The organism is Streptomyces sp. NPDC088745, assembly GCF_044751045.1.
In the GTDB taxonomy this organism is placed as follows: Bacteria; Actinomycetota; Actinomycetes; order Streptomycetales; family Streptomycetaceae; genus Streptomyces; species Streptomyces cremeus.
Genome location: NZ_JBIVLB010000003.1, coordinates 233558 through 253063, shown reverse-complemented (window position 1 = coordinate 253063; position 19506 = coordinate 233558). Strand labels below are relative to the sequence as shown.

Sequence of the window (19506 nt, the reverse complement as noted above, 5' to 3'; positions counted from 1 at the left end):
TTTCGTTGAATCGCGACCTATCCTCTCAGCTCGTCCGAACTGTTCGGAACAAGCTCTCGTCGCCGGGGAGAAGCCCGCGACGGAACGAGGGGCGGCAGCAATGCAGACGACGGACGCACCCGTCCGCTGGGGAATCCTCGCCACCGGGGGCATCGCCTCGGCGTTCGCGGCGGAACTGGCGGCGATGCCGGACGCGGAGGTCGCCGCGGTGGCCTCGCGCACCACGGACCGCGCGAAGACCTTCGCCGACCGCTTCGACATCCCCAGGGCGTACGGAAGCTGGGCCGAGCTCGCCGCCGACGACGCGGTCGACGTCGTCTACGTGGCCGCCCCGCACGCCGCGCACCGGGCGGCGGCCGGGATGTGCCTGGCGGCGGGCCGCGCCGTCCTGTGCGAGAAGGCCTTCACCCTCAACGCCGCCGAGGCGGCCGAGCTGGTCGCCCTCGCCCGCACCCACGACCGCTTCCTGATGGAGGCGATGTGGATGTACTGCAATCCCCTGGTCCGGCGGCTGGCGGACCTCGTCCGCGACGGCGCGATCGGCGAGGTCCGCACGGTGCAGGCGGACTTCGGCCTCCCCGGCCCGTTCGCCCCCGGCCACCGCCTGCTGGACCCCGCGCAGGGCGGCGGCGCCCTGCTCGACCTGGGCGTCTACCCGGTGTCCTTCGCCCACCTGCTGCTGGGCGAGCCCGGCACCGTACAGGCGCAGGCGCTCCTGTCCCCCGAGGGCGTCGACCTGAACACCGGCATCCTGCTCGGCTGGCCCGACCGGGGTGCGCTCGCCACCCTGACCTGCTCGGTGACGGCGGGCACCGCGGTGGCCGCGTCCGTCACCGGCACCGAGGGCCGCATCGACGTGCCGCACGGCTTCTTCTCCCCGGAGCGCTTCGTCCTGCACCGGTACGGCAAGGACCCCGAGGAGTTCGCCGCCTCCCCCGACGCCCCGCACGACAGCCTGCGCCACGAGGCGGCGGAGGTGATGCGCTGCCTGCGCGCGGGCGCGAAGGAGTCCCCGCTGGTCCCGCTGGACGGAAGCCTGGCGGTGATGCGGACGCTCGACGCGGTACGGGACCGGATCGGCGTCCGCTACCCGGGCGAGGCCCGGCCCGGCTCCCGCCCCGCCCCGCCCACCACATGACGGACAACTGAGCCGACGGGCGGCGGGGCTGGCTACCCTCCCTGCCCATGAGCACTCAGAAGATCGCGGTGGTGACAGGAGCGGGTTCCGGCATCGGGCGGGCGGTGGCGGTGGAGCTGGCGGCGTCCGGCTGGTCGGTGGCCCTCGCGGGCCGCCGCGCGCAGCCCCTCGCGGAGGCGGCGGAGCTGGCGGGCGGCGACACGCTCCCCGTCCCGACGGACGTGTCCGACCCCGCCTCCGTCACCGCCCTCTTCGCCGCGGTGCAGGACCACTACGGCCGCCTGGACCTGCTCTTCAACAACGCGGGCACGTTCGGCCCGGGCGGCACCCCGACCGAGGAGCTGACGCACGCCGACTGGCAGTCGGTGGTGAACGTGAACATCACCGGCGCGTTCCTCTGCGCCCAGGCGGCCTACCGCAGGATGAAGTCCCAGACCCCGCAGGGCGGCCGCATCATCAACAACGGTTCGATCTCCGCCCACGCCCCCCGCCCGCACTCGATCGCGTACACGACCACCAAGCACGCGATGACCGGCCTGACCAAGTCCCTCTCCCTGGACGGCCGTCCGTACGGCATCGCGGTGGGCCAGATCGACATCGGCAACGCGGCCACCGACATGACGGCACGCATGCGCACCGGCATCCTCCAGGCCAACGGAGAGCTGGCCGTGGAGCCGGTGATGGACGTGCGGGACGTCGCCCGCACGGTCCGTCACATGGCGGACCTCCCGCCGGCCGCCAACATCCCCTTCGCCACGGTGATGGCGACGAACATGCCGTACGTGGGCCGCGGCTGACGCGTGCCGGGGCCGCGGGCGCCTCCCCCGGTGCCCGCGCCCCCTCCCCGGCGCTACCGTGTCCGGTCCCCCGGCACGGTCGTCGCCCGCTCAGACGCTCTCGACGAGCAGCAGGCTGTTGCCGTCCGGGTCGCGCACCGCGAACATCGGCGGCACCCCCGGCCCCATCCGCAGCACCTCCGCATCCGTGTCGACCCCCCGCGCCCGCAGGTCCGCGTGGTCGGCGTCGGCGTCCCCGGTCGCCAGCCGGATGCCGGCCGGGGCCCCGCCGGCCACGAGCGCGATCGTGGTCGACGCCCCGGGCGGCGCCACCTCGACCCACCGCCCGTCGCCGAACGGCACGTCCCGGCGCACCTCGAAGCCGAGTTCGCCGACGTAGAAATCCAGGGCCCTCTGCTGGTCGGTGACGCGCACCCCGACCGTGGCCACCTGTGTGATGCGACTGGTCCCGCTCATCCCGTGCCTCCGCTTCCGTTGGTCTTCAGCACCTAGGACCACGCCGGACCCGGAAACTCATCGCCCCCACGGGACCCGGCACCGACCCCGACCGACCACCGGACCAGAAAAATGGCCCCGGCCAGGGGAAATCCCCTGGCCGGGGCCACAACGGCAGACGAGCCGGCCTGTACGCCGGGTTCTGTCGCCCGGTCGCCTCGCGGCGGCCGGGGAGACGGCCATCCATCTAGGACCGGCGTTGCCGCCGGCCTCGTGCGGTCTACCCGCGGACATCGGGCGAGCAGCCCTCGAACGTCCGCGCAGGACCGTCGTCGACGGTCCCTCTTGACCTTGCTCCGGGTGGGGTTTACCTAGCCGCCTGAGTCACCTCAGGCGCTGGTGGTCTCTTACACCACCGTTTCACCCTTACCGAGGGCCTCGCGGCCCCAGGCGGTCTGCTTTCTGTGGCACTGTCCCGCGGGTCACCCCGGGTGGCCGTTAGCCACCACCCTGCTCTGTGGAGCCCGGACGTTCCTCGGGAGGTCCCCGGAGGGGCCCCACGCGGCCGTCCGGCCGACTCGTCTGCCGTGCCGACCATGCTACCCGGCGGCCGGATCGCCCTTGACCTTGCCGCAGCGTCAAGGTTTCTACTGGTGCCATGAGCAACGGGAGCGGTGGCGGCGGCAGGGGCATGCGGATCGGCGAGGTCGCCTCGCTGGTCGGGCTCACGCCGCGCGCGGTACGGCACTACCACCACGTCGGGCTGCTGCCCGAACCCGTACGGCGTCCGAACGGCTACCGCGAGTACGCCCTGCGGGACGCCGTCGTGCTGGCCCGGATCAGGCGCCTCACCGAGCTGGGGCTGGGACTGGACGAGGTACGGGACGTGGTGCGGGACGACGCGGGGCGCGAACTGGCCGAGGTGCTGGGCGAGCTGGACGCCGACCTGGCCCGTCAGGAGGCGCAGGTCAGGGCCCGGCGGGAGCGGATCGGGGCGCTGCTCGCGCAGGCGGAGGCCGGGGAGCTGGCGGCGGAGGAGCCGGTGTCGCGGGAGCTGGGCGAGCTGCTGAAGGAGCTGCCGGTCATCCCGGGCGGCATGGCGGCCAGGGACCGCGAGATCCTCACGCTCCTGGAGACCGTCGCGCCCGACGAGGCCCGGGGGCCGTTGCTGGGCGCGATGCGGGACGCGTTCGTGGCGACGCCGGGGGCGGCGGAGCGGGTGCGGGAGGTGTACGCGCTGCTGGACGAACTGGTGGACGCGGCGGTCGACGACCCCCGGGTGGCGGCGGCCGCCGAGGCGCTGGCCGCGTGCATTCCGGACGGGCTGTGGGAGCCGGGGGAGGTGCCGGGCGAGAACGCCGCCCTCCTCCAGACCTTCTTCGCGGACTTCGCCCCGGCGCAGGCGCAGGCCGTGCTGCGGGCCGTGCGGATTGTCGGAGAGCGGGAGGGATCGTCGTGAAGAAGCTGGCCAGAGGGGTCGCGTACGCGGCGCTTCCCGGGGAGCTGGCGCTGCTGGTCTGTCTGCTGGCAGGGGTGCGGGTGTCCCCGTACGTGCTGCTCGCGGCCGAGCTGGTGGTGGCGGCCGTGGTCCTGGCGGAGGTCTTCCTCTTCGTACGGCTGCGCAGGCGGGGTCTGTCGGCGCGCGAGGCGGTGGCGGAGCTGGTGCCGGAGCCGGTGCGGCGGCTCGTGGGGCACGAGCTGCGGCTGTGGGTGTCGCTCGGCCGGTGGGCGGCGCGGCGGCGGCACGGGGTGGGGCCGGGGGAGCTCGCCTTCGGCCACGCGAAGGCGCAGGCTGCTCTGCTCTACGGGTTCACCTTCGTGTGCGTGGTGGAGACGGTGGGGCTGCACGTCCTGCTGGCCGGGGTGCCGGTGGTGCAGGCGGTCTTCCTGGTGCTGGACGTCTACACGGTCGTCCTGGTGCTCGGTCTGCACGCCGCCGCCGTCACCCGCCCGCACGTCGTGGGCTCCGACGGGTCGCTGCGCGTACGGTCCGGTGCGCACGTGGACCTGGCGATTCCGGCCGGGCGGATCGACTCCGTACGGTACGACCTGCAGCTGAACCCGGGACAGGCCGGGCAGGACGTGCTGGAGCTGGCCGTCGCGTCGCAGACCTCGGTGACGGTGGCGCTGAACGCGCCGGTGGAGGCGGTGTCGCTGCTCGGCAGGCGGCGGCCGGTGACGACGGTGCGCTTCCACGCCGACGACGCGCGGGCCCTGGTGGCGGCGGTGGCCGCCGTCAGGCGGGCTGGAACAGCACCTTCGCCGAGCCCGGGTCTGCCTGCGTCAGCCTGACCCGGATGCGCCCGCCGAGCGGCAGGCCGGCGCCGCCCTCGACCCGGGCGACGACGGCGAGGCCGCCGCCGTCCAACTGGACGGTGCCGACGCCCGGTTCGTTCTCCTTCACGTCCACGACGTGCGCGTCGAAGAGCTCCCCGACGCGGTCCTTGAGCAGCGCGGCCTCCACGATGTCGACGCTCTCCCGCTCGACGGTGTTCTGCCGCCGGGTCCCCTCCGCCATCTCCTGGGGCAGCTCGGGCAGGGCGGCCCGCACCCACTCGGGAGGCTCGGCCCCCCGCACGGCGGCCAGGCACAGCTCGCCCGCGTACCGGTCCACGAGACGGCGCAGCGGCGCGGTGCAGTGGGTGTACAGAGCGGCCACGGCGGCGTGCGTGGCCCGCTCGGGCCGCCGGCCGCCGGTGAACACGGTGTACCCGGCCCCCCGCAGCAGGGTCGTGCACTCCTGGAGGAAGGCGGCGTGGGCGGGGTCGGCCGGGTCGAGACCGCGGACCACGTCGGCGTACGGGGTGTGGTGCGGCCAGTCGACGCGCAGGGCGAGCGCGGTGCGCCTCAGGCGGGCGACGGCGCCGTCGGGGGCGGCGGGGAGGGTGCGCAGGACGCCGTTGCCCGCCGCCAGCATCAGCTCGGCGGCGGCCATGCCGGTGAGCAGGGAGATCTGGGCGTTCCAGCCGTCGGCGGGCAGCGGGGTGCGGTAGGCGAGCCGGTACGCGCCGTCGACGAGGTCGATCTCCTGCTCGGGGACGTTGAGGGAGATGCCGCCTCGAACCCGCTCCTGTTCCTCCCGGAGCCGCCCGATGTCGCGGAGGAGGGCGAGTGCCTCCTCCGCCGTGCCGCTGTCGATCCGCCGCTGGACGTGTGCGTAGTCCAGCTTGGCGCGGCTGCGGACGAGGGCGCGGCGCACGTCGGCGGCGACCGTCGCGCCGTCGGCGTCGAGGTCGATCCGCCACAGCAGGGCGGGGCAGGTCTGGTCGGGCAGGAGGCTGGCGGCCCCCTCGGAGAGGACCCGCGGGTGCAGCGGAACCTTCTCGTCGGGGAAGTAGAGGGTGGTCACCCGGCGGTGGGCCTCGGCGTCGAGCGCGCCGCCGGGCGCGACGAACGCGGCCACGTCCGCGATCGCGTAGTGCACGCGGAACCCGCCGCCGTCCCTCCTGGCCAGGTGCATGGCCTGGTCGAGGTCGGTGGAGGCGGCCGGGTCGATGGTGAACAGGGGCAGGTCGGTGGCGTCGTACGGGTCCGGGGGCAGGGCGGGCGCGCGGGCGGCCCGCTCGGCCTCGGCGAGGACGTCGGCGGGGAATTCCGCCGGGTCCAGGGGTACGCCCAGACCCGCCCTCACCTCGCGGAAGGCGGCACGGAGGGGGGCGGCTTCGGCGGTGCCGGGCACGTGCAGTTGGCGGCGGGGCATGGATCGAGGGTAGGGCGGGGGCGGAGGGACGGCACCTGGACGGGCGACGGGCCGCGGGCCGCTGGGGCGCGGTGCGGGGTGGAGGACGGCGGCCGGTGCCGGGCACGGGCCGCTGGGCGCGGTGCGGGTAGGTGTCGGTGCCCGGTGCTGGTCGCGGGGCGGGGTGCGGGGTGGCCCGTCGGGGGCCGGTGCGGGCCGCGGGGCGGGGTGCGGGGTGGTCCGTCGGGAGCCGGTGCGGGCCGCGGGGCGGATAGGTGTCGGCGGCCGGTGCCGGGCGCGGGGCGCTGGGGCGCGGGGCGGTTCGTCGGCGGCCGGTGCCGGGGTGGGATTTTCCCCCGCCCGCCCCTTCCCGTGACCCCGCGGGGCTGGGAGGGGGATCGCGCGGGTGCGTCGTGACTGATCGCGCCCGCGCGGCGGAGCCGTACACCGACACGGCCCCGCGCCCCTGACGGGGCGCGGACGTCGCCTTCGTACCGCACCGCCCCCCGCCCGGCCGGGCCGTGGGTCCGGACCCACTACCGTTGACGGGCTCGCGCCGCATCACCCGACACCCCCTCCGAAGGAGACCCCGTGCTCGTCCTCCTCCCGCCCTCCGAAGGCAAAGCCGCCTCGGGGCGCGGTGCCCCGCTCCGGCCCGGCACGCTGTCGCTTCCCGGCCTGGCCCCCGCCAGGGCCACTGTGCTGGAGGAGCTCGTCGAGCTGTGCCGGGGCGACGAGGAGAAGGCCCGCGAGGTCCTCGGCCTCAGCGAGGGCCTGCGCGGCGAGGTCGCCAAGAACGCCGGGCTGCCCACCGCCGGCGCCCGCCCGGCCGGGGAGATCTACACCGGCGTGCTGTACGACGCCCTCGGGCTGGCCACCCTGGACGCCGCCGCCCGCGAGCGGGCCCGGCAGTGGCTGCTGGTGTTCTCGGGGCTGTGGGGCGCGGTCGGCGTCGGCGACCGCATCCCCTCCTACCGCTGCTCCATGGGGGTCAGGCTCCCCGCCCTCGGGGCGCTGGGCGCGTACTGGCGGCCCGCGATGGCCGAGGTGATGCCGGAGGCGGCGGGCAGCGGCCTGGTCCTGGACCTGCGCTCGTCCGCGTACGCCGCCGCGTGGAAGCCGCAGGGCGAGGTGGCGGGCCGCACCGCGACCGTGCGCGTCCTGCACGCGCAGGTGGTCGACGGCGTCGAGAAGCGCTCCGTCGTCAGCCACTTCAACAAGGCCACGAAGGGCCGGATCGTGCGGGACCTGCTCGTGGCGGGCGCCGCCCCCGCGGACCCCGCCGAACTGGTGACGGCCCTGCGTGACCTCGGCCACGTGGTCGAGGCGACGGCCCCCGCGAAGGCCGGGAAGCCGTGGGCCCTGGACGTGGTGGTCCGCCAGATCCACTGAAGGCAAGGCCAAAGGGGGGTCGGACCCTTCGGAGCACAGGGTCGATGCGCGTAGAGTAGACAGGTTGCAATACGCCAGAAACATCCGACCCCCTTCCGGAGAACCCCGTGCCCAGCTCTTTGCGCGACATCCTGACCTCCGTTTCGCAGGGGCAGTACCCGGCTCCCGACGGCCGGACCGTCGTGGTCCCCCAGCCGAGCCCCCGCGACGCGGGCGTGCTCGCCTTCACCGCGCACTCGGTGATCTTCTCGGACCAGGACCCGGAGTGGATACGCGAGACCCTGGAGCAGTCCTGCCCCGACCCCTTCTCGGCGTCCCTGCACCCGGCGTTCCTGGCCGCGCTGATGGCGCGGACGGGCCGCCGGATGGACACGGTGGGCTCGCTGACGCTGGCCCCCGCCCTGCCGGGCCCGCCCCCGCTGGAGCTGACGGAGATCGAGGACCCGGACCACCCCCGCGTCGCCCGCGCCCGCGCCTACCGCGACGACGTGCGGGTCTGGTCCGCCGACGGCGGCGGCATCCTGGTGCTCGGCCGGGGCCTGGCCGGGCGCTGGGAGACGGCGATCGAGGTGGACGAGGAGTCCCGGCACCGGGGCCTGGGCCGGGCGCTGGCGGAGTCGGCGCGGCACATGATCCCGCTGGGCGAGGTCGTCTGGTCCCAGCAGGCGCCGGGCAACGCCCGCAGCGTGCGCGCCTTCCAGGCGGCGGGCTACCGCCCGGTGGGCGCGGAGGCCCTGCTCATCGCCGCCTAGCGCGCGGCGACGTACCGGCATTGCACCCTCCGCAACGACCGTTGCACACTTCACCCCACCCCCGGCAGGATGCCCCCATGGCCTCCTCCGTGCTCGATCTCGCCCCCGTCGTTCCCGTCGTCGTCCTGGACGACGCGTCCGACGCCGTTCCGCTCGCCCGTGCCCTCGTCGCCGGGGGGCTGCCCGCCATCGAGGTCACCCTGCGCACGCCCGCCGCGCTCGACGCGATACGGGCGATCGCCGACGGGGTGCCGGACGCCGTGGTCGGGGCCGGGACCGTGCTGAGCCCCGCCCACGTGGCCGATTCCGTCGCGGCCGGGGCCCGGTTCCTGGTCAGCCCGGGGTGGACGGACACGCTCCTGGAGGCCATGCGGGGGGCCGGGCTGCCGTTCCTTCCCGGTGTCTCCACCACCTCCGAGGTCGTGGCCCTCCTCGAACGCGGCGTCACCGAGATGAAGTTCTTCCCGGCCGAGGCCGCCGGCGGCGTCCCGTACCTGAAGTCGCTCTCCGCGCCCCTCCCCCGGGCCCGGTTCTGCCCGACCGGCGGGATCTCCCCGGCCTCCGCCCCCGCCTACCTCGCCCTGCCCAACGTCGGCTGCGTGGGCGGGACGTGGATGCTTCCGGCCGACGCGCTCCGGGACGGGGACTGGGGCCGGGTCGAGGCCCTCGCCCGCGAGGCGGCCGCCCTCCGCTGAGCACGGAGGGGCCCCCGGCGCTCACCGCGCCGGGGGCCCCTCCGTGCGTACGGATCAGCGCAGGTGCGAGGTGTCGTTCAGCAGCCGCACGGACGCGTTGCCGTCCGCGTAGTACGCCACCGCCGACAGCGAGGCCGCCGAGAGCTCCATCCTGAAGAGGGACTCCGGGGGCGCGCCCAGCGCCAGGCGGACCAGGGTCTTGACCGGGGTGACGTGGGTGACCACGAGGACCGTGCGGCCCGCGTACTCCTTGACCAGCCGGTCGCGGGCCGCCCCGACCCGCTCGGCCACGGCCGTGAAGCTCTCGCCGCCGCCGGTCGGCGCGGCGTCCGGGGACGCCAGCCAGTCGTCCAGGTCCTCCGCGTACCGCTGCCTGACCTCGGCGAACGTCAGGCCCTCCCAGGCGCCGAAGTCCGTCTCGCGCAGGTCCTTCTCGACGCGTACGGGAAGGCCCAGCCGGACGGCCACCGCCTCCGCCGTCTCGCGGCAGCGGGACAGCGGGGAGCTGACGACCGCCTGGATCCGGCCGTGCGCGGCCAGCGAGGCGGCGACCGCCTCCGCCTGCCTGCGGCCGACCGCCGACAGCTCGGGGTCGGAGCCGCCGCTGCCGGAGAAGCGCTTCTCGGGGGTGAGCAGCGTCTCGCCGTGGCGGAGCAGGACGAGGGTCGCGGGCTCGCCGAGGTCGGCGGAGGGGCCCCAGCCGACGGCGGGGGCCTGCGCCTCCACGGCTTCCTCGGGGACCTCGCCCGGCAGCTCGAACAGGCCGTCGGACGGGCCGTCGGAGGCGGGCCTGCGGGCGCCCGCGAGGGCCGCCCGCGCCTTCGCCGCACCGGCGGCGGCGTCGCCGGCCACGCGCGGCCCGGCGGGCGCGTCCAGGGCGGCGGTGGAGGCCGACGGCTCCCACTGCTTGCCCTTCTTGCCCGCGTCCATGGCCTCGTTGGCCAGCCGGTCCGCGTGCTTGTTCTTCTCGCGCGGGATCCACTCGTACCGGACCTGCGAGCGCGGCAGGATCGCCGCGGCCTCGGCGGCCAGCGGCTTCATGTCCGGGTGCTTGATCTTCCAGCGGCCCGACATCTGCTCGACGACGAGCTTGGAGTCCATGCGGACGTGCACCCGGACGTCCGGGAAGAGGTCCCGGGCGGCCTTGAGCCCCGCGATCAGGCCCTTGTACTCGGCGACGTTGTTGGTGGCGACGCCGATGTACTCGGCGGCCTCGGCCAGCGTCTCGCCGGTCTGCGGGTCGAGGACGACCGCGCCGTACCCGGCGGGCCCCGGATTGCCCCGGGAGCCCCCGTCGGCCTCGACGACGACAGTGCGCGCCATCGGCCCTAGATCCCCGAGTCCGGCGTACGGACCAGGATGCGGCGGCAGTTCTCGCAGCGCAGCACCGCGTCGGGGGCCGCGGCGCGGACCTCCATGACCTCGGTGATGTTCAGCTCCAACTGGCAGCCCTCGCAGCGCCGCTGGTAGAGGCGGGCCGCGCCGACGCCGCCGGACTGGGTGCGCAGCTTCTCGTACAGCTTGACCAGGTCGGCGGGGATGGACGCGACGACGACCTCGCGCTCCTTGGCGACCTTGGCGACCTCGCCGTCGATCTCGGTGAAGGCGGCCTCGCGGCGCGCGGTGGCGTCGTCGACCTTGCCCTGCACGGCGCCCACGCGCTCGGTCAGCTCGGCGGCGCGCTCCTGCGCGGACTCCCGGCGCTCCATGACCTCCAGGACGACGTCCTCCAGGTCGCCCTGGCGCTTGGCCAGCGAGACGATCTCCTTCTGGAGGTTCTCCAGGTCCTTGGGCGAGGAGACCGCACCGGAGTCCAGGCGCTCCTGGTTGCGGGTGGCGCGCTGACGGACCTGGTCGACGTCCTGCTCGGCCTTGGTCTGCTCGCGGGCGGTGTCGCTCTCCTCGGTGGTGGCGGCCACCAGCAGGTCGCGGAGCTGGGTGAGGTCCTTGGTGAGGGACTCGATCTCGGCGTGCTCGGGCAGCGACTTGCGCTTGTGGGCGAGCTGCGACAGCCGTACGTCGAGGGCCTGGACGTCGAGAAGTCGGATCTGGTCGGCGGGCGCGGCGTTCAGTTGGGGGCTCCAGGAGAAGAGAAGTGGGATGTCCAGGGGTCGGTGACCGTCGTGGAGACGTGCACCCGCAGGTGCCATCCCGCACGGTCGGAGATCGCTTCGAGCTGTGCGGCGGCCTGCTCGCACCAGGGCCACTCGGTGGCCCAGTGCGCGGCGTCGAACAGCGCGGGGGTCGCGGCCGTCCCGCGTGCTTCGGAGACGGGGTGGTGGCGCAGGTCGGCGGTCAGGAACGCGTCCACGCCCGCCGCCCTGACCTGCGCGAAGAGGCTGTCGCCCGAACCGCCGGAAACGGCGACCGTGCGGACCGTGGCGTCCGGGTCGCCCGCGCAGCGGATGCCCTGCGCGGTGGCGGGCAGCGACTTCGCGGCGTGCGCGGCGAACTCGCGCACGGTCATCGGGCGGTCCAGTTCGCAGAGCCGGCCCAGGCCGCGGCGCCCGTGCGGATCGTCCCGGTCCGGTACGAGGGGGCCGGTGACCCGCAGGTCGAGGGCGGCGGCGAGGGCGTCCGACACGCCGGGGTCGGCGGTGTCGGCGTTGGTGTGCGCGACGTGCAGGGCGATGTCGTTCCTGATGAGCGTGTGCACCACGCGGCCCTTGAAGTGGCCGGCGGCGACCGTCGTCGTACCGCGCAGATAGAGCGGGTGGTGGGTGACGACCAGGTCCGCGCCGATGCGCAGGGCCTCGTCGGCGATCTCCTGGACGGGGTCGACGGCGAACAGGACCCGGTTCACCTCGGTGTCGGGATCGCCACAGACCGTGCCGACGGCGTCCCAGCTCTCGGCCCGCTCGGGGGGCCAGAGGGCGTCGAGCGCGGCGATGACTTCAGACAGACGGGGCACGCCACAAGGCTACCTGCCGTACGTGCCCCGTCCGCCGGGCGTCCGGTTCTCCCCCGCCGGGAGCACACCGCTCCGGGGGATACCGGTCGAACGACCGGACGGCCACCCGTATGTGTGAAGAGAGGTGACTCGTGTTGTCCGGTGGGAAATCCGAAAACTAGCGTCGCCGACGGAGCCCGCCGAAGACCGCGGCGGGGACGGAGGAGACGGAGCCCATGACAGCGTTGGCCATCGAGACCGCCGCCCGGGGCGGCGCGGCGCACCGCGGCGGGTTCGTGATCGCCGCGGACGGTTCGTACGCCGCGCGGCTGGCCGGGGGCGGGGACGCCTGGTTCCCGGAGCGCTGGACGCTGGACGGCCCCGAGCCGTACGCGGTGCCGCTGCCCGCCGACCAGCCGGAGGAGCCGGGCACGGAGGTGCTGCCGCTGGCGGACGGGCGGGTGCTCATCCACCGGGAGGCGGCCGGGCGGCACGTCTTCTCCCTGCTGTACCCGACGGGCCCGCGGACCGGTGAGTTGGCCCTGGGGGCGGTGGAGTGCGGGGGCCCGCTGCGGCTGCTGCCGCCCGCCCCCGGCGGTGCTCGCGCGTACGCGCTGGCGGTCGGGCCGCAGTCGACGGCCCTCTGGCTGGTGGCGGGCGGGGCCTTCGGGCCCGAGCACGTGGCCGAGGTGCCGGGGCGGTGCTCGGGCGGGGTGTGGCTGGACGGCACCGGACGGATGCTCGCCCTGGACCGGGAGTCGCCGGGCGGGGTGGTGAAGGCGGTCGCGGTGGACCTGGAGCGGGGCGGCGAGGCCACCCCCCTCCTGCAGATCGCCGAGCACAGCAATGACCGGGTGCTGCTGGCCGACGCCGACAGCGGGCTGATCGTCGTCCGCTCCGACGCGCCGGGCGAGGACCGGCTGGGGTGGGGGGTGCTGGGGAGCACCCGGCCGGTGCGCTTCCCGGAGTGCCTGCGGCTGGACGGCTGCGTGCTGACGCCGTTCGCCGCGCAGCCGGGGCAGGTGCTGATGCCGGAGGCGTGCGCGGTGGCGGTACGGATCGACCGCGCGCCGGGACCGGCGGGGCCGGCGCCGGGGAGCTGGGTGGGGGTGTGGCGGCCCGCGGGCCGCAGACTCCATCAACTCGCCCCGCCCGCCGGGTGGCTGGCCGGGGCCGGGCTGTGGACCCGGGAGGGGGTGCTGCGGCTGCCGTTCACCACGGGGGCGGTGCCGTGCGGGGTGGCGGGGGTCGTGGTGCCGGTGGAGGAACCGGCGGCGGAGCCGGTGGCGCGGGGCGCGGCGGAGGGGGGTGCCGGGGCGGAGGGCGCGGCGTCCTGGAGACCGGTGCCGTTGCAGCAGGCTTCGCTGGCCGGGCGGATGCACCGGGTGGGGGTGCGGGAGAAGCGGGAGGCTCCGGCGGGCGGGGTGGCGGCGGAGGCCGTGGCGGAGCCGGCTGCCGTCGAGGACGCCGTGCCGTCGGTGCTGGGGCCGATCACGCGGGTGGTGCGTCCCCTGGGCGCGCCCGGCGCGGCCCCGGGGGCCGAGGCGGTCCATCCGCCGGCCGCGCGGACGGCGGTGCCGGCGTCCGTGCACGCGGCGGCGCCCGCGATGGTGCGGACGGCGACGCCGGTACGGGTGCCGGTGGCGGTGGCGGCACCGCTGATCTCGGTGCCGGGCGGAGGGCCGGTCAGCCCCCTGGGCGGGGCGCCGGGGAAGGATTAGAGTCGCGGGCCCGGGGCAGGCGCTGGCTCTGTGTACGTGTCAGCGACGTAGTGACGGGGTGACTTCCCATAATGCCCATGACCATGGCTGAAGCCCAGACCGAGACGACCACGGCGCCCGCGCAGGGGGCCGGCAGGCACCGGGGCGGGCCGGCGCGGTACGAGGACCCGTCCGTCGCGGCGCGGGGCCGCCACCGGCGCGACCCGGCGGGGCAGCAGGGCTGACGGGGTCCGGCGGGCCCGCCGGCGACGCGCCCGGTGCCGGGGGCTGCGACGGACGTCTGTTCCGTGCCGCACCCGGCACCTCGGTCGCCTGCGGCGGCGCCCCGGCCCCGCCCCTTCAGGTGAAGGCCCCGCCCTTCACCTGAAGCGCTCGGCCGCGCGGCTCGTGGCGGGCCGCCCGTGCGGTCCCCCGCACCCCTTCCAAGGACGGGCAGGGCGAAAACGCACCCCGGCCCCGGGCGCCCACACCCCGCCGGTGCCGCGCGGCAACAGCCGACCGGCGGCCCCGGGGCGCCTCGGGGCCACCCCCTCACCCCCGCTTCAGCCCCAGCACCTCCGCCGCCCCGAACGTCTCCCCCTCCGGCCTCCCCGCGAAGTACCCCGACAGCGCCTCGTCCAGTTCCTCGTACGAGAACACCCCCTTCGCCGTGTCGAACTTCGCCGCCACCCTCGGCCGCTCCACCACCGCCACCATCCCCCCGTGCACCACGAGCACCTGCCCGTTCACCCGCCCCGCCGCGGGCGACGCCAGGTAGCCCACCAGCGGTGCCACGTGCTCCGGTGCGAGGGAGTCGAGTTCCCCGGGCGCCGCCGCCTCCCCGAAGCCCGCGAACACGTCCTCCGTCATCCGGGTCCGCGCCCGCGGGCAGATCGCGTTGGCCGTCACCCCGTACTTCCGCAGCGCCAGCGCCGTCGACGTGGTCAGCCCGACCACGCCTCCCTTCGCCGCCGCGTAGTTCGGCTGGCCCGCCGAACCGGCGAGGAAGGCCTCCGAGGACGTGTTGACGATCCGCCCGTACACCGGGCCGCCCGCCGCCTTCGACCGCTCCCGCCAGTGGACGGACGCGAAGTGCGTGGTGTTGAAGTGGCCCTTGAGGTGGACGCGGATCACCGAGTCCCACTCCTCCTCGCTCATCGAGAAGACCATCCGGTCCCGGAGGATGCCCGCGTTGTTGACCAGGACGTCCAGCTTCCCGAACTCCCGGACCGCCAACTCCACCAGCTCGCGCGCCTGTTCGTGGTCCGCGACGTCCCCGAGGTGCGCGACGGCCCGGCCGCCCGCCGCCCGGATCTCCGCCGCGACCTCCTGCGCCGGACCGGCGGAGGCGGCGCCCGAGCCGTCCCTGCCCGGCTGCCCGAAGTCGTTGACGACGACGCCCGCGCCCAGCCGGGCGAGCTCGACGGCCTCGGCCCGGCCGAGGCCCCGGCCCGCACCGGTGACGATCGCGGACAGCCCTTCGAGGGGCAGTGACATCCCCAGCTCCCTTGGCTCGACGCTCGGTTTCACAGTGAGATGGAGGTACGGAGGGCCACGCCCGTCCGCATCTGTTCCAGCGCCTCGTTGATCTCGGTGAGCCGCACCCGGTGCGTGATCATGTTCTCCAGGTCGATGCGGCCGGCCCGCCACAGCGCGACGGCCCGCTCGTACGAGCGCAGCACGTCCCCGCCTCCGTACATCGACGGCAGGATCCGCTTCTCGTCGAAGAACAGCTCGAACATGTTGACCTGGAAGTGGTCGTCCAGCGCGCCCGCGCCGACGACGCAGAGCGTGCCGCCGCGCCGGGTCGCCCCGTAGGCGGTGCGGGCGGTGGCGGACTTGCCGACGACCTCGAAGACGTAGTCGAAGCCCTCGCCGGAGGTGACGCGCTGCTTCGCGTCGTCGAGTCCGTCCGGGGACACGGCCTCGGTCGCGCCGAACCGGAGGGCGGCCTCGCGGCGGGAGGCGACCGGGTCGACGGCGACGATCTGCGCCGCGCCCTGCACCCGGGCGCCCTGGATCGCGGAGATGCCCACACCGCCGCAGCCGATCACCGCGACCGACGAACCCGCCTGCACCTGGGCGGTGTTGATGGCCGCGCCGAGGCCCGTCGTGACGCCGCAGCCGATCAGCGCGGCGATCTCGAAGGGCACGTCGTCGGGGATCGGGACCGCGCAGCCGGCGGCGACCACGACCTCCTCGGTGAAGGTGCCGGTTCCGGCGAAGCCGAAGACGTCGCCGCCGGGGCGCCTGAAGTTGGGGGTGCCCGCGTTCATGAACCCCGCGAGGCACAGGTGGGTCTGCCCGCGTTTGCAGGACGGGCAGGCGCCGCAGGCCGGGAGCCAGCAGACCAGGACCCGGTCGCCCGCGGCCAGGCCCTCGACGCCGTCGCCCACGTCCACGATCTCGCCCGCGCCCTCGTGGCCGGGGACGAAGGGCGCGGGCTGCGGCAGGACGCCGTTCATGGCGGAGACATCGGAGTGGCACAGGCCGGTGGCCCGCACCCGGATCCTGACCCTGCCGGGGCCGAAGCCCACCGCCTCGACGTCGTCGAGCACTTCGAGCTTGTCCTGGCCTGTCTCGTGCAGTACGGCTGCGCGCATGGCACGAACTCCCCTCTGTGGGCGGTCGGTTCCGGATGCGCCGGTTCACGGCTCCGGGGCTTCGAGGCTTCGGGGCGTCACGGGTTCACGCGTGTTCGACGAGCGTGTCGGCCAGCACGGGCGCGTCGTCGCGCTCCACCGCCGTCACCGTCACCTGGGTGCGGCCGTCGCCGGTCCACATCCGGACGCGCAGGGTCTCGCCGGGGAGCACCACCCCGGCGAAGCGGGTGGTGTACGAGGTCACCCGGGTCACGTCGCCGCCGAGCACCGTGTCCACGACGGCCTTGAGGGTCATGCCGTACGTGCACAGGCCGTGCAGGATCGGCCGCTCGAAGCCCGCCAGCTTCGCGAAGTCGGGGTCGGCGTGCAGGGGGTTCCAGTCGCCGGACAGGCGGTAGAGGAGGGCCTGGTCCTCACGGACGGGGCGTTCCACGGTGAACTCGGGCCGCCGGTCCGGTACGTCGAGGCGGACGGAGGGCCCGCGGTCGCCGCCGAAGCCGCCCTCGCCGCGGACGAAGACGGCGGAGTCGTTCGTCCAGAGCGGCCCCTCGGCGTCGGCGGCCTCGGAGCGCAGCACGATCACCGCCGCCTTGCCCTTGTCGTACACGGCCTCGACGGTGGAGGTCAGGGTCGCGTCGCCCTCGACGGGGATCGGGCGGTGCAGCGTGACGGTCTGCCCGCCGTGCAGGACGGCGGCGAGGTCCACCTCGATGCCCGGGGCCGCGAGGCCGCCCATCATCGCCATGCCCGCACCCGCGACGGTGGCGAAGCTCGGCAGGACGTGCAGCCTGCTCTCCAGGGTGTAGCGCAGTTCGGCGGGATCGGTGGCGGGGACGCCCGCGCCGAGGCCCAGGTGGTAGAGCTGGACGTCCTTGTGGCCCCAGACGGCCCTTCCGGTCCGGGGGCCGGCGGCGAGGGCCTTCGCAACGTCGATCGGCATGGGAGGCAGAGCTCCTAACGCTCTCGGGGTTCCTGGCTCTCCGGAGAGAGGCCCCGACGTGGCCGTCCGCACCGTCGGACACGCCGGGGCCGTACGGGGTCGGCCGGTGACGCGCTCCACTTCTAGAACGCGTTCTAGGCCGATGGCCCCCATGTATAGCGCAGGGCACGCCACTTGTGAACCCGTCAGGTGACGACCCGTCAGTTCAGGCGGTGCGGGGCTTCGCGCGTACGTGCATGCGCTCGCCCTGGCGGCCGAAGAGGCTGAGCACCTCGACGGGGGCCTTTCCGGTGCTGCCGAACCAGTGCGGCAGCCGGGTGTCGAACTCGGCGGCCTCGCCGGGTCCGAGCACCAGGTCTCGGTCGCCCAGCACGAGCCGGAGCCGCCCGGTGAGGACGTACAGCCATTCGTAGCCCTCGTGGGTGCGGGTCTCGGGGGTGCTGCGGGTGACCGGCAGGATCATCTTGTACGCCTGGATGGGTCCGGCGCCGTGGGTGAGCGGGAGCACGGTCGAGCCGTGGACCTGGCGGGGCTTGATGCGGACCCGGGGGTCGCCCACCTCGGGGGCGCCGACGAGGTCGTCCAGCGGGACCTGGTGGGCCTGCGAGATGGGCAGCAGGAGTTCCAGGCTGGGGCGGCGCCCGCCGGACTCCAGCCGGGAGAGGGTGCTGGTGGAGATGCCCGTCGCCTCGGAGAGCGCGGCGAGGGTCATGCCGCGGGCGGTGCGCAGCCGCTGGAGGCGGGGGCCCACGTCGGCGAGGGCCTGGCTGATGGCGGGCGAGTGCTCCATGCGGGCCATTGCACCGCGCCGTCCCCGTTCCGGCAACCTTTCTTGCCGTTTCCGGGAAGCGGGCCCGCGCGGGCGTCCGAGCCGCCCCGGGCCCGCTCGAACCTCCCGGGCCCCGGGCCCCTCCTCAGCCCGACTTCGCCGCGCCGGCCGCCGCCTCCTCGGGCGCCGGGGACACCACCCGCTCCCCGGCCGCCCTCTTCGGCCCCCTCGGCAGCCACACCAGGATCAGCACCACCCCCAGCAGCAGCACCCCCGTCCCCGTCCGGAACGCCAGCGCGTACCCGGCGGTCAGCGCCTCCGGGCTCGTCGCGCCGCCGGTACGCGAGGCCGCGACCGTGGACAGGACCGCGAGGCCCAGCGCCCCGCCCATCGTGCGGGAGGTGTTGATCAGGCCGGAGACCAGGCCCGCGTCGCCGGGCGCGGCGCCGGAGGTGGCCAGCGAGGCCAGCGGCGTGGAGGCCAGGCCCGCGCCCAGCATCATCAGGATGCCCGGGCCCAGGATGGCCGTCGCGTACGAGCCGTGCGCCCCCATCGTCGACTGCCAGCCGAATCCGGCGGCGGCGACCAGCGTGCCGAGCGCCGCCAGGTTCCGCGCGCCCACGCGCGGCATCAGGCGCGGGGCCAGCTTGGAGCCGGTGACGATGGCCAGGGAGCTGGGGACCAGGGCGAGCCCCGCTCCGAGCGGTGTGTACCCCAGCACGTTCTGGGCGTAGAGCGTCATGAAGAACCACATGCAGAACATCGCGGAGCCGTTGACGAACATCGCCGCGTTCGCCGCCGACACCGACCGCACCCGGAACAGCTTCAGCGGCATCAGGGGCGCCTTCGCCCGGGCCTCCACCAGGAGGAAGAGGCCGATCAGCAGCAGCCCGCCGGTGAGCGGGACCAGGGTGGCGGCGGCCGTCCAGCCCTCCGCCTCCGTCTGCACGATGCCGTACGCGAGGGTGGCCAGCCCCGCCGTGGCCAGCACCGCTCCCGGCAGGTCGAGCCGGCGGCCCGCCCGCGAGTGGCTCTCGGTGAGCCAGCAGAAGGCCCCCACCAGGACCAGCGCGCCGATCGGCACGTTGATCAGGAGCACCCAGCGCCAGGAGAGGGAGTCGGTCAGCAGTCCGCCGACGAAGCCGCCCGCCGCGCCGCCGCCCGCGCCCACCGCCGACCAGGTGCCGATCGCCCGGGTGCGGGCCGCGCCCTCCGGCACCGCGGAGGTGAGGATGGTCAGCGTGGCCGGGGCCAGCACCGCGGCGCCCAGTCCCTGCACCGCCCGCGCGGCCAGCAGTTGCCAGCCCTCCTGGGCGAGCCCGCCCGCCAGCGAGGCGGCCGTGAACACCCCGAGCCCGATGAGGAACGTCAGCTTCCGCCCGAAGATGTCCGCCGCCCGCCCGCCGAGCAGCATGAACCCCGCGAAGGCGATCGAGTAGGCGTTGACCACCCACTGGAGTCCCTGGGCGGTCATGCCGAGGTCGGCCCGCATGGAGGGCAGCGCCACGTTCACGACGGACACGTCGAGGACGACGAGGAACTGTCCGGCGCAGGCCGCCAGCACCACCGCCCACGTGCGGACGGGTCGCGGCGGGGTCGTGGCTGTGCGGGGAGCTGCGGGGTCGGCGGACGCGCCGGGGGAACGGTGGACCATGCCTGTCATGGTCGCAGGTAGTGCGTGCCCCGTACATCCGTGATACGGAGCACACCGCCCGG

General features: G+C 75.1%; 18 protein-coding genes, 1 other RNA gene and 1 pseudogene. 9 read left to right on the top strand and 11 right to left on the bottom strand.

Translation table 11 applies throughout. From position 1 onward, the window contains the following. The first annotated feature begins 100 nt into the window (after window positions 1-100). The gene (locus ACIP93_RS10445) at window positions 101-1138 is read left to right on the top strand and encodes a Gfo/Idh/MocA family protein (RefSeq protein WP_401757360.1); all 1038 of its coding nucleotides are present in this window, start codon (window positions 101-103) and stop codon (window positions 1136-1138) included. Window positions 1139-1185: 47 nt separating this feature from the next. Continuing rightward, window positions 1186-1935 carry an SDR family oxidoreductase gene (locus ACIP93_RS10440; protein ID WP_401757358.1) on the top strand — a complete coding sequence of 250 codons (750 nt, stop codon included), beginning with the start codon at window positions 1186-1188 and terminating at the stop codon, window positions 1933-1935. A gap of 90 nt (window positions 1936-2025) precedes the next feature. Here ACIP93_RS10440 and ACIP93_RS10435 read toward each other — a convergent pair whose 3' ends face one another. Together ACIP93_RS10435 and rnpB are read right to left on the bottom strand one after the other, a co-directional pair. Then, complete coding sequence (locus ACIP93_RS10435) at window positions 2026-2391, bottom strand: VOC family protein (protein WP_345223431.1); 366 nt, start codon at window positions 2389-2391, stop codon at window positions 2026-2028. 154 nt (window positions 2392-2545) lie between these two features. Next, window positions 2546-2951: RNase P RNA component class A (gene rnpB / locus ACIP93_RS10430), an RNA gene on the bottom strand. 110 nt (window positions 2952-3061) lie between these two features. Here rnpB and ACIP93_RS10425 point away from each other — a divergent pair. Then, window positions 3062-3829 (top strand): MerR family transcriptional regulator, encoded by a 768-nt coding sequence (locus ACIP93_RS10425; protein WP_401757932.1) that lies wholly within the window; start codon window positions 3062-3064, stop codon window positions 3827-3829. Continuing rightward, window positions 3826-4662, top strand: a complete 837-nt coding sequence (locus tag ACIP93_RS10420) for a hypothetical protein (protein ID WP_401757356.1) — start codon at window positions 3826-3828, stop codon at window positions 4660-4662. The genes ACIP93_RS10425 and ACIP93_RS10420 overlap by 4 nt, the downstream gene beginning before the upstream one ends. Here the strand turns inward: ACIP93_RS10420 and ACIP93_RS10415 are convergent. After that, on the bottom strand, window positions 4607-6070 hold the full coding sequence (locus tag ACIP93_RS10415; RefSeq protein WP_401757354.1) for an RNB domain-containing ribonuclease: 1464 nt from the start codon (window positions 6068-6070) through the stop codon (window positions 4607-4609). The genes ACIP93_RS10420 and ACIP93_RS10415 overlap by 56 nt on opposite strands. A 570-nt stretch (window positions 6071-6640) precedes the next feature. Between ACIP93_RS10415 and yaaA the strand changes: the two genes are divergently transcribed. The 3 genes from yaaA (at window position 6641) to eda (ending at window position 8888) form a co-directional block, all read left to right on the top strand. Continuing rightward, the gene (gene yaaA / locus ACIP93_RS10410; RefSeq protein WP_401757352.1) at window positions 6641-7441 is read left to right on the top strand and encodes a peroxide stress protein YaaA; all 801 of its coding nucleotides are present in this window, start codon (window positions 6641-6643) and stop codon (window positions 7439-7441) included. Between the two features lie 107 nt (window positions 7442-7548). Next, a complete protein-coding gene (locus ACIP93_RS10405; RefSeq protein ID WP_345223423.1) occupies window positions 7549-8193 on the top strand; it encodes a GNAT family N-acetyltransferase in 645 nt (214 codons plus the stop codon). Window positions 8194-8270: 77 nt separating this feature from the next. Then, window positions 8271-8888 carry a bifunctional 4-hydroxy-2-oxoglutarate aldolase/2-dehydro-3-deoxy-phosphogluconate aldolase gene (gene eda / locus ACIP93_RS10400; RefSeq protein ID WP_401757350.1) on the top strand — a complete coding sequence of 206 codons (618 nt, stop codon included), beginning with the start codon at window positions 8271-8273 and terminating at the stop codon, window positions 8886-8888. Between the two features lie 54 nt (window positions 8889-8942). Here eda and ACIP93_RS10395 read toward each other — a convergent pair whose 3' ends face one another. Genes ACIP93_RS10395 through ACIP93_RS10385 form a run of 3 tightly spaced genes read right to left on the bottom strand, consistent with a single transcriptional unit; the run spans window position 8943 to window position 11799 of the window. Then, a complete protein-coding gene (locus tag ACIP93_RS10395; protein ID WP_401757348.1) occupies window positions 8943-10211 on the bottom strand; it encodes a bifunctional RNase H/acid phosphatase in 1269 nt (422 codons plus the stop codon). 5 nt (window positions 10212-10216) lie between these two features. Beyond that, a complete protein-coding gene (locus ACIP93_RS10390) occupies window positions 10217-10960 on the bottom strand; it encodes a C4-type zinc ribbon domain-containing protein (protein ID WP_345226503.1) in 744 nt (247 codons plus the stop codon). After that, complete coding sequence (locus ACIP93_RS10385; RefSeq protein WP_401757346.1) at window positions 10957-11799, bottom strand: Nif3-like dinuclear metal center hexameric protein; 843 nt, start codon at window positions 11797-11799, stop codon at window positions 10957-10959. The genes ACIP93_RS10390 and ACIP93_RS10385 overlap by 4 nt, the downstream gene beginning before the upstream one ends. 215 nt (window positions 11800-12014) lie before the next feature. Between ACIP93_RS10385 and ACIP93_RS10380 the strand changes: the two are divergent. Together ACIP93_RS10380 and ACIP93_RS10375 are read left to right on the top strand one after the other, a co-directional pair. Further along, window positions 12015-13157 (top strand): annotated as a pseudogene (locus ACIP93_RS10380) (hypothetical protein); the annotation flags it as partial. A gap of 425 nt (window positions 13158-13582) precedes the next feature. Continuing rightward, complete coding sequence (locus ACIP93_RS10375; protein ID WP_401757344.1) at window positions 13583-13723, top strand: hypothetical protein; 141 nt, start codon at window positions 13583-13585, stop codon at window positions 13721-13723. A gap of 307 nt (window positions 13724-14030) precedes the next feature. On the opposite strand, the gene ACIP93_RS10370 is transcribed toward ACIP93_RS10375, so the two are convergent. The 5 genes from ACIP93_RS10370 to ACIP93_RS10350 form a co-directional block, all read right to left on the bottom strand. Further along, window positions 14031-14975, bottom strand: coding sequence for a 3-oxoacyl-ACP reductase (locus tag ACIP93_RS10370; protein ID WP_401757342.1), 945 nt, complete (start codon window positions 14973-14975; stop codon window positions 14031-14033). Window positions 14976-15004: 29 nt separating this feature from the next. Continuing rightward, entirely contained in the window at window positions 15005-16081 is a 1077-nt protein-coding gene (locus ACIP93_RS10365; RefSeq protein ID WP_345223408.1) for a Zn-dependent alcohol dehydrogenase, read from the bottom strand. Between the two features lie 85 nt (window positions 16082-16166). Beyond that, window positions 16167-17021: a MaoC/PaaZ C-terminal domain-containing protein gene (locus ACIP93_RS10360; protein ID WP_345223405.1), complete on the bottom strand. Its 855-nt coding sequence runs from the start codon at window positions 17019-17021 to the stop codon at window positions 16167-16169. 205 nt (window positions 17022-17226) lie between these two features. Then, window positions 17227-17811: an XRE family transcriptional regulator gene (locus tag ACIP93_RS10355; RefSeq protein WP_345223404.1), complete on the bottom strand. Its 585-nt coding sequence runs from the start codon at window positions 17809-17811 to the stop codon at window positions 17227-17229. A gap of 124 nt (window positions 17812-17935) precedes the next feature. Beyond that, window positions 17936-19453, bottom strand: a complete 1518-nt coding sequence (locus ACIP93_RS10350) for an MFS transporter (RefSeq protein WP_401757339.1) — start codon at window positions 19451-19453, stop codon at window positions 17936-17938. Between the last annotated feature and the right edge of the window lie 53 nt (window positions 19454-19506).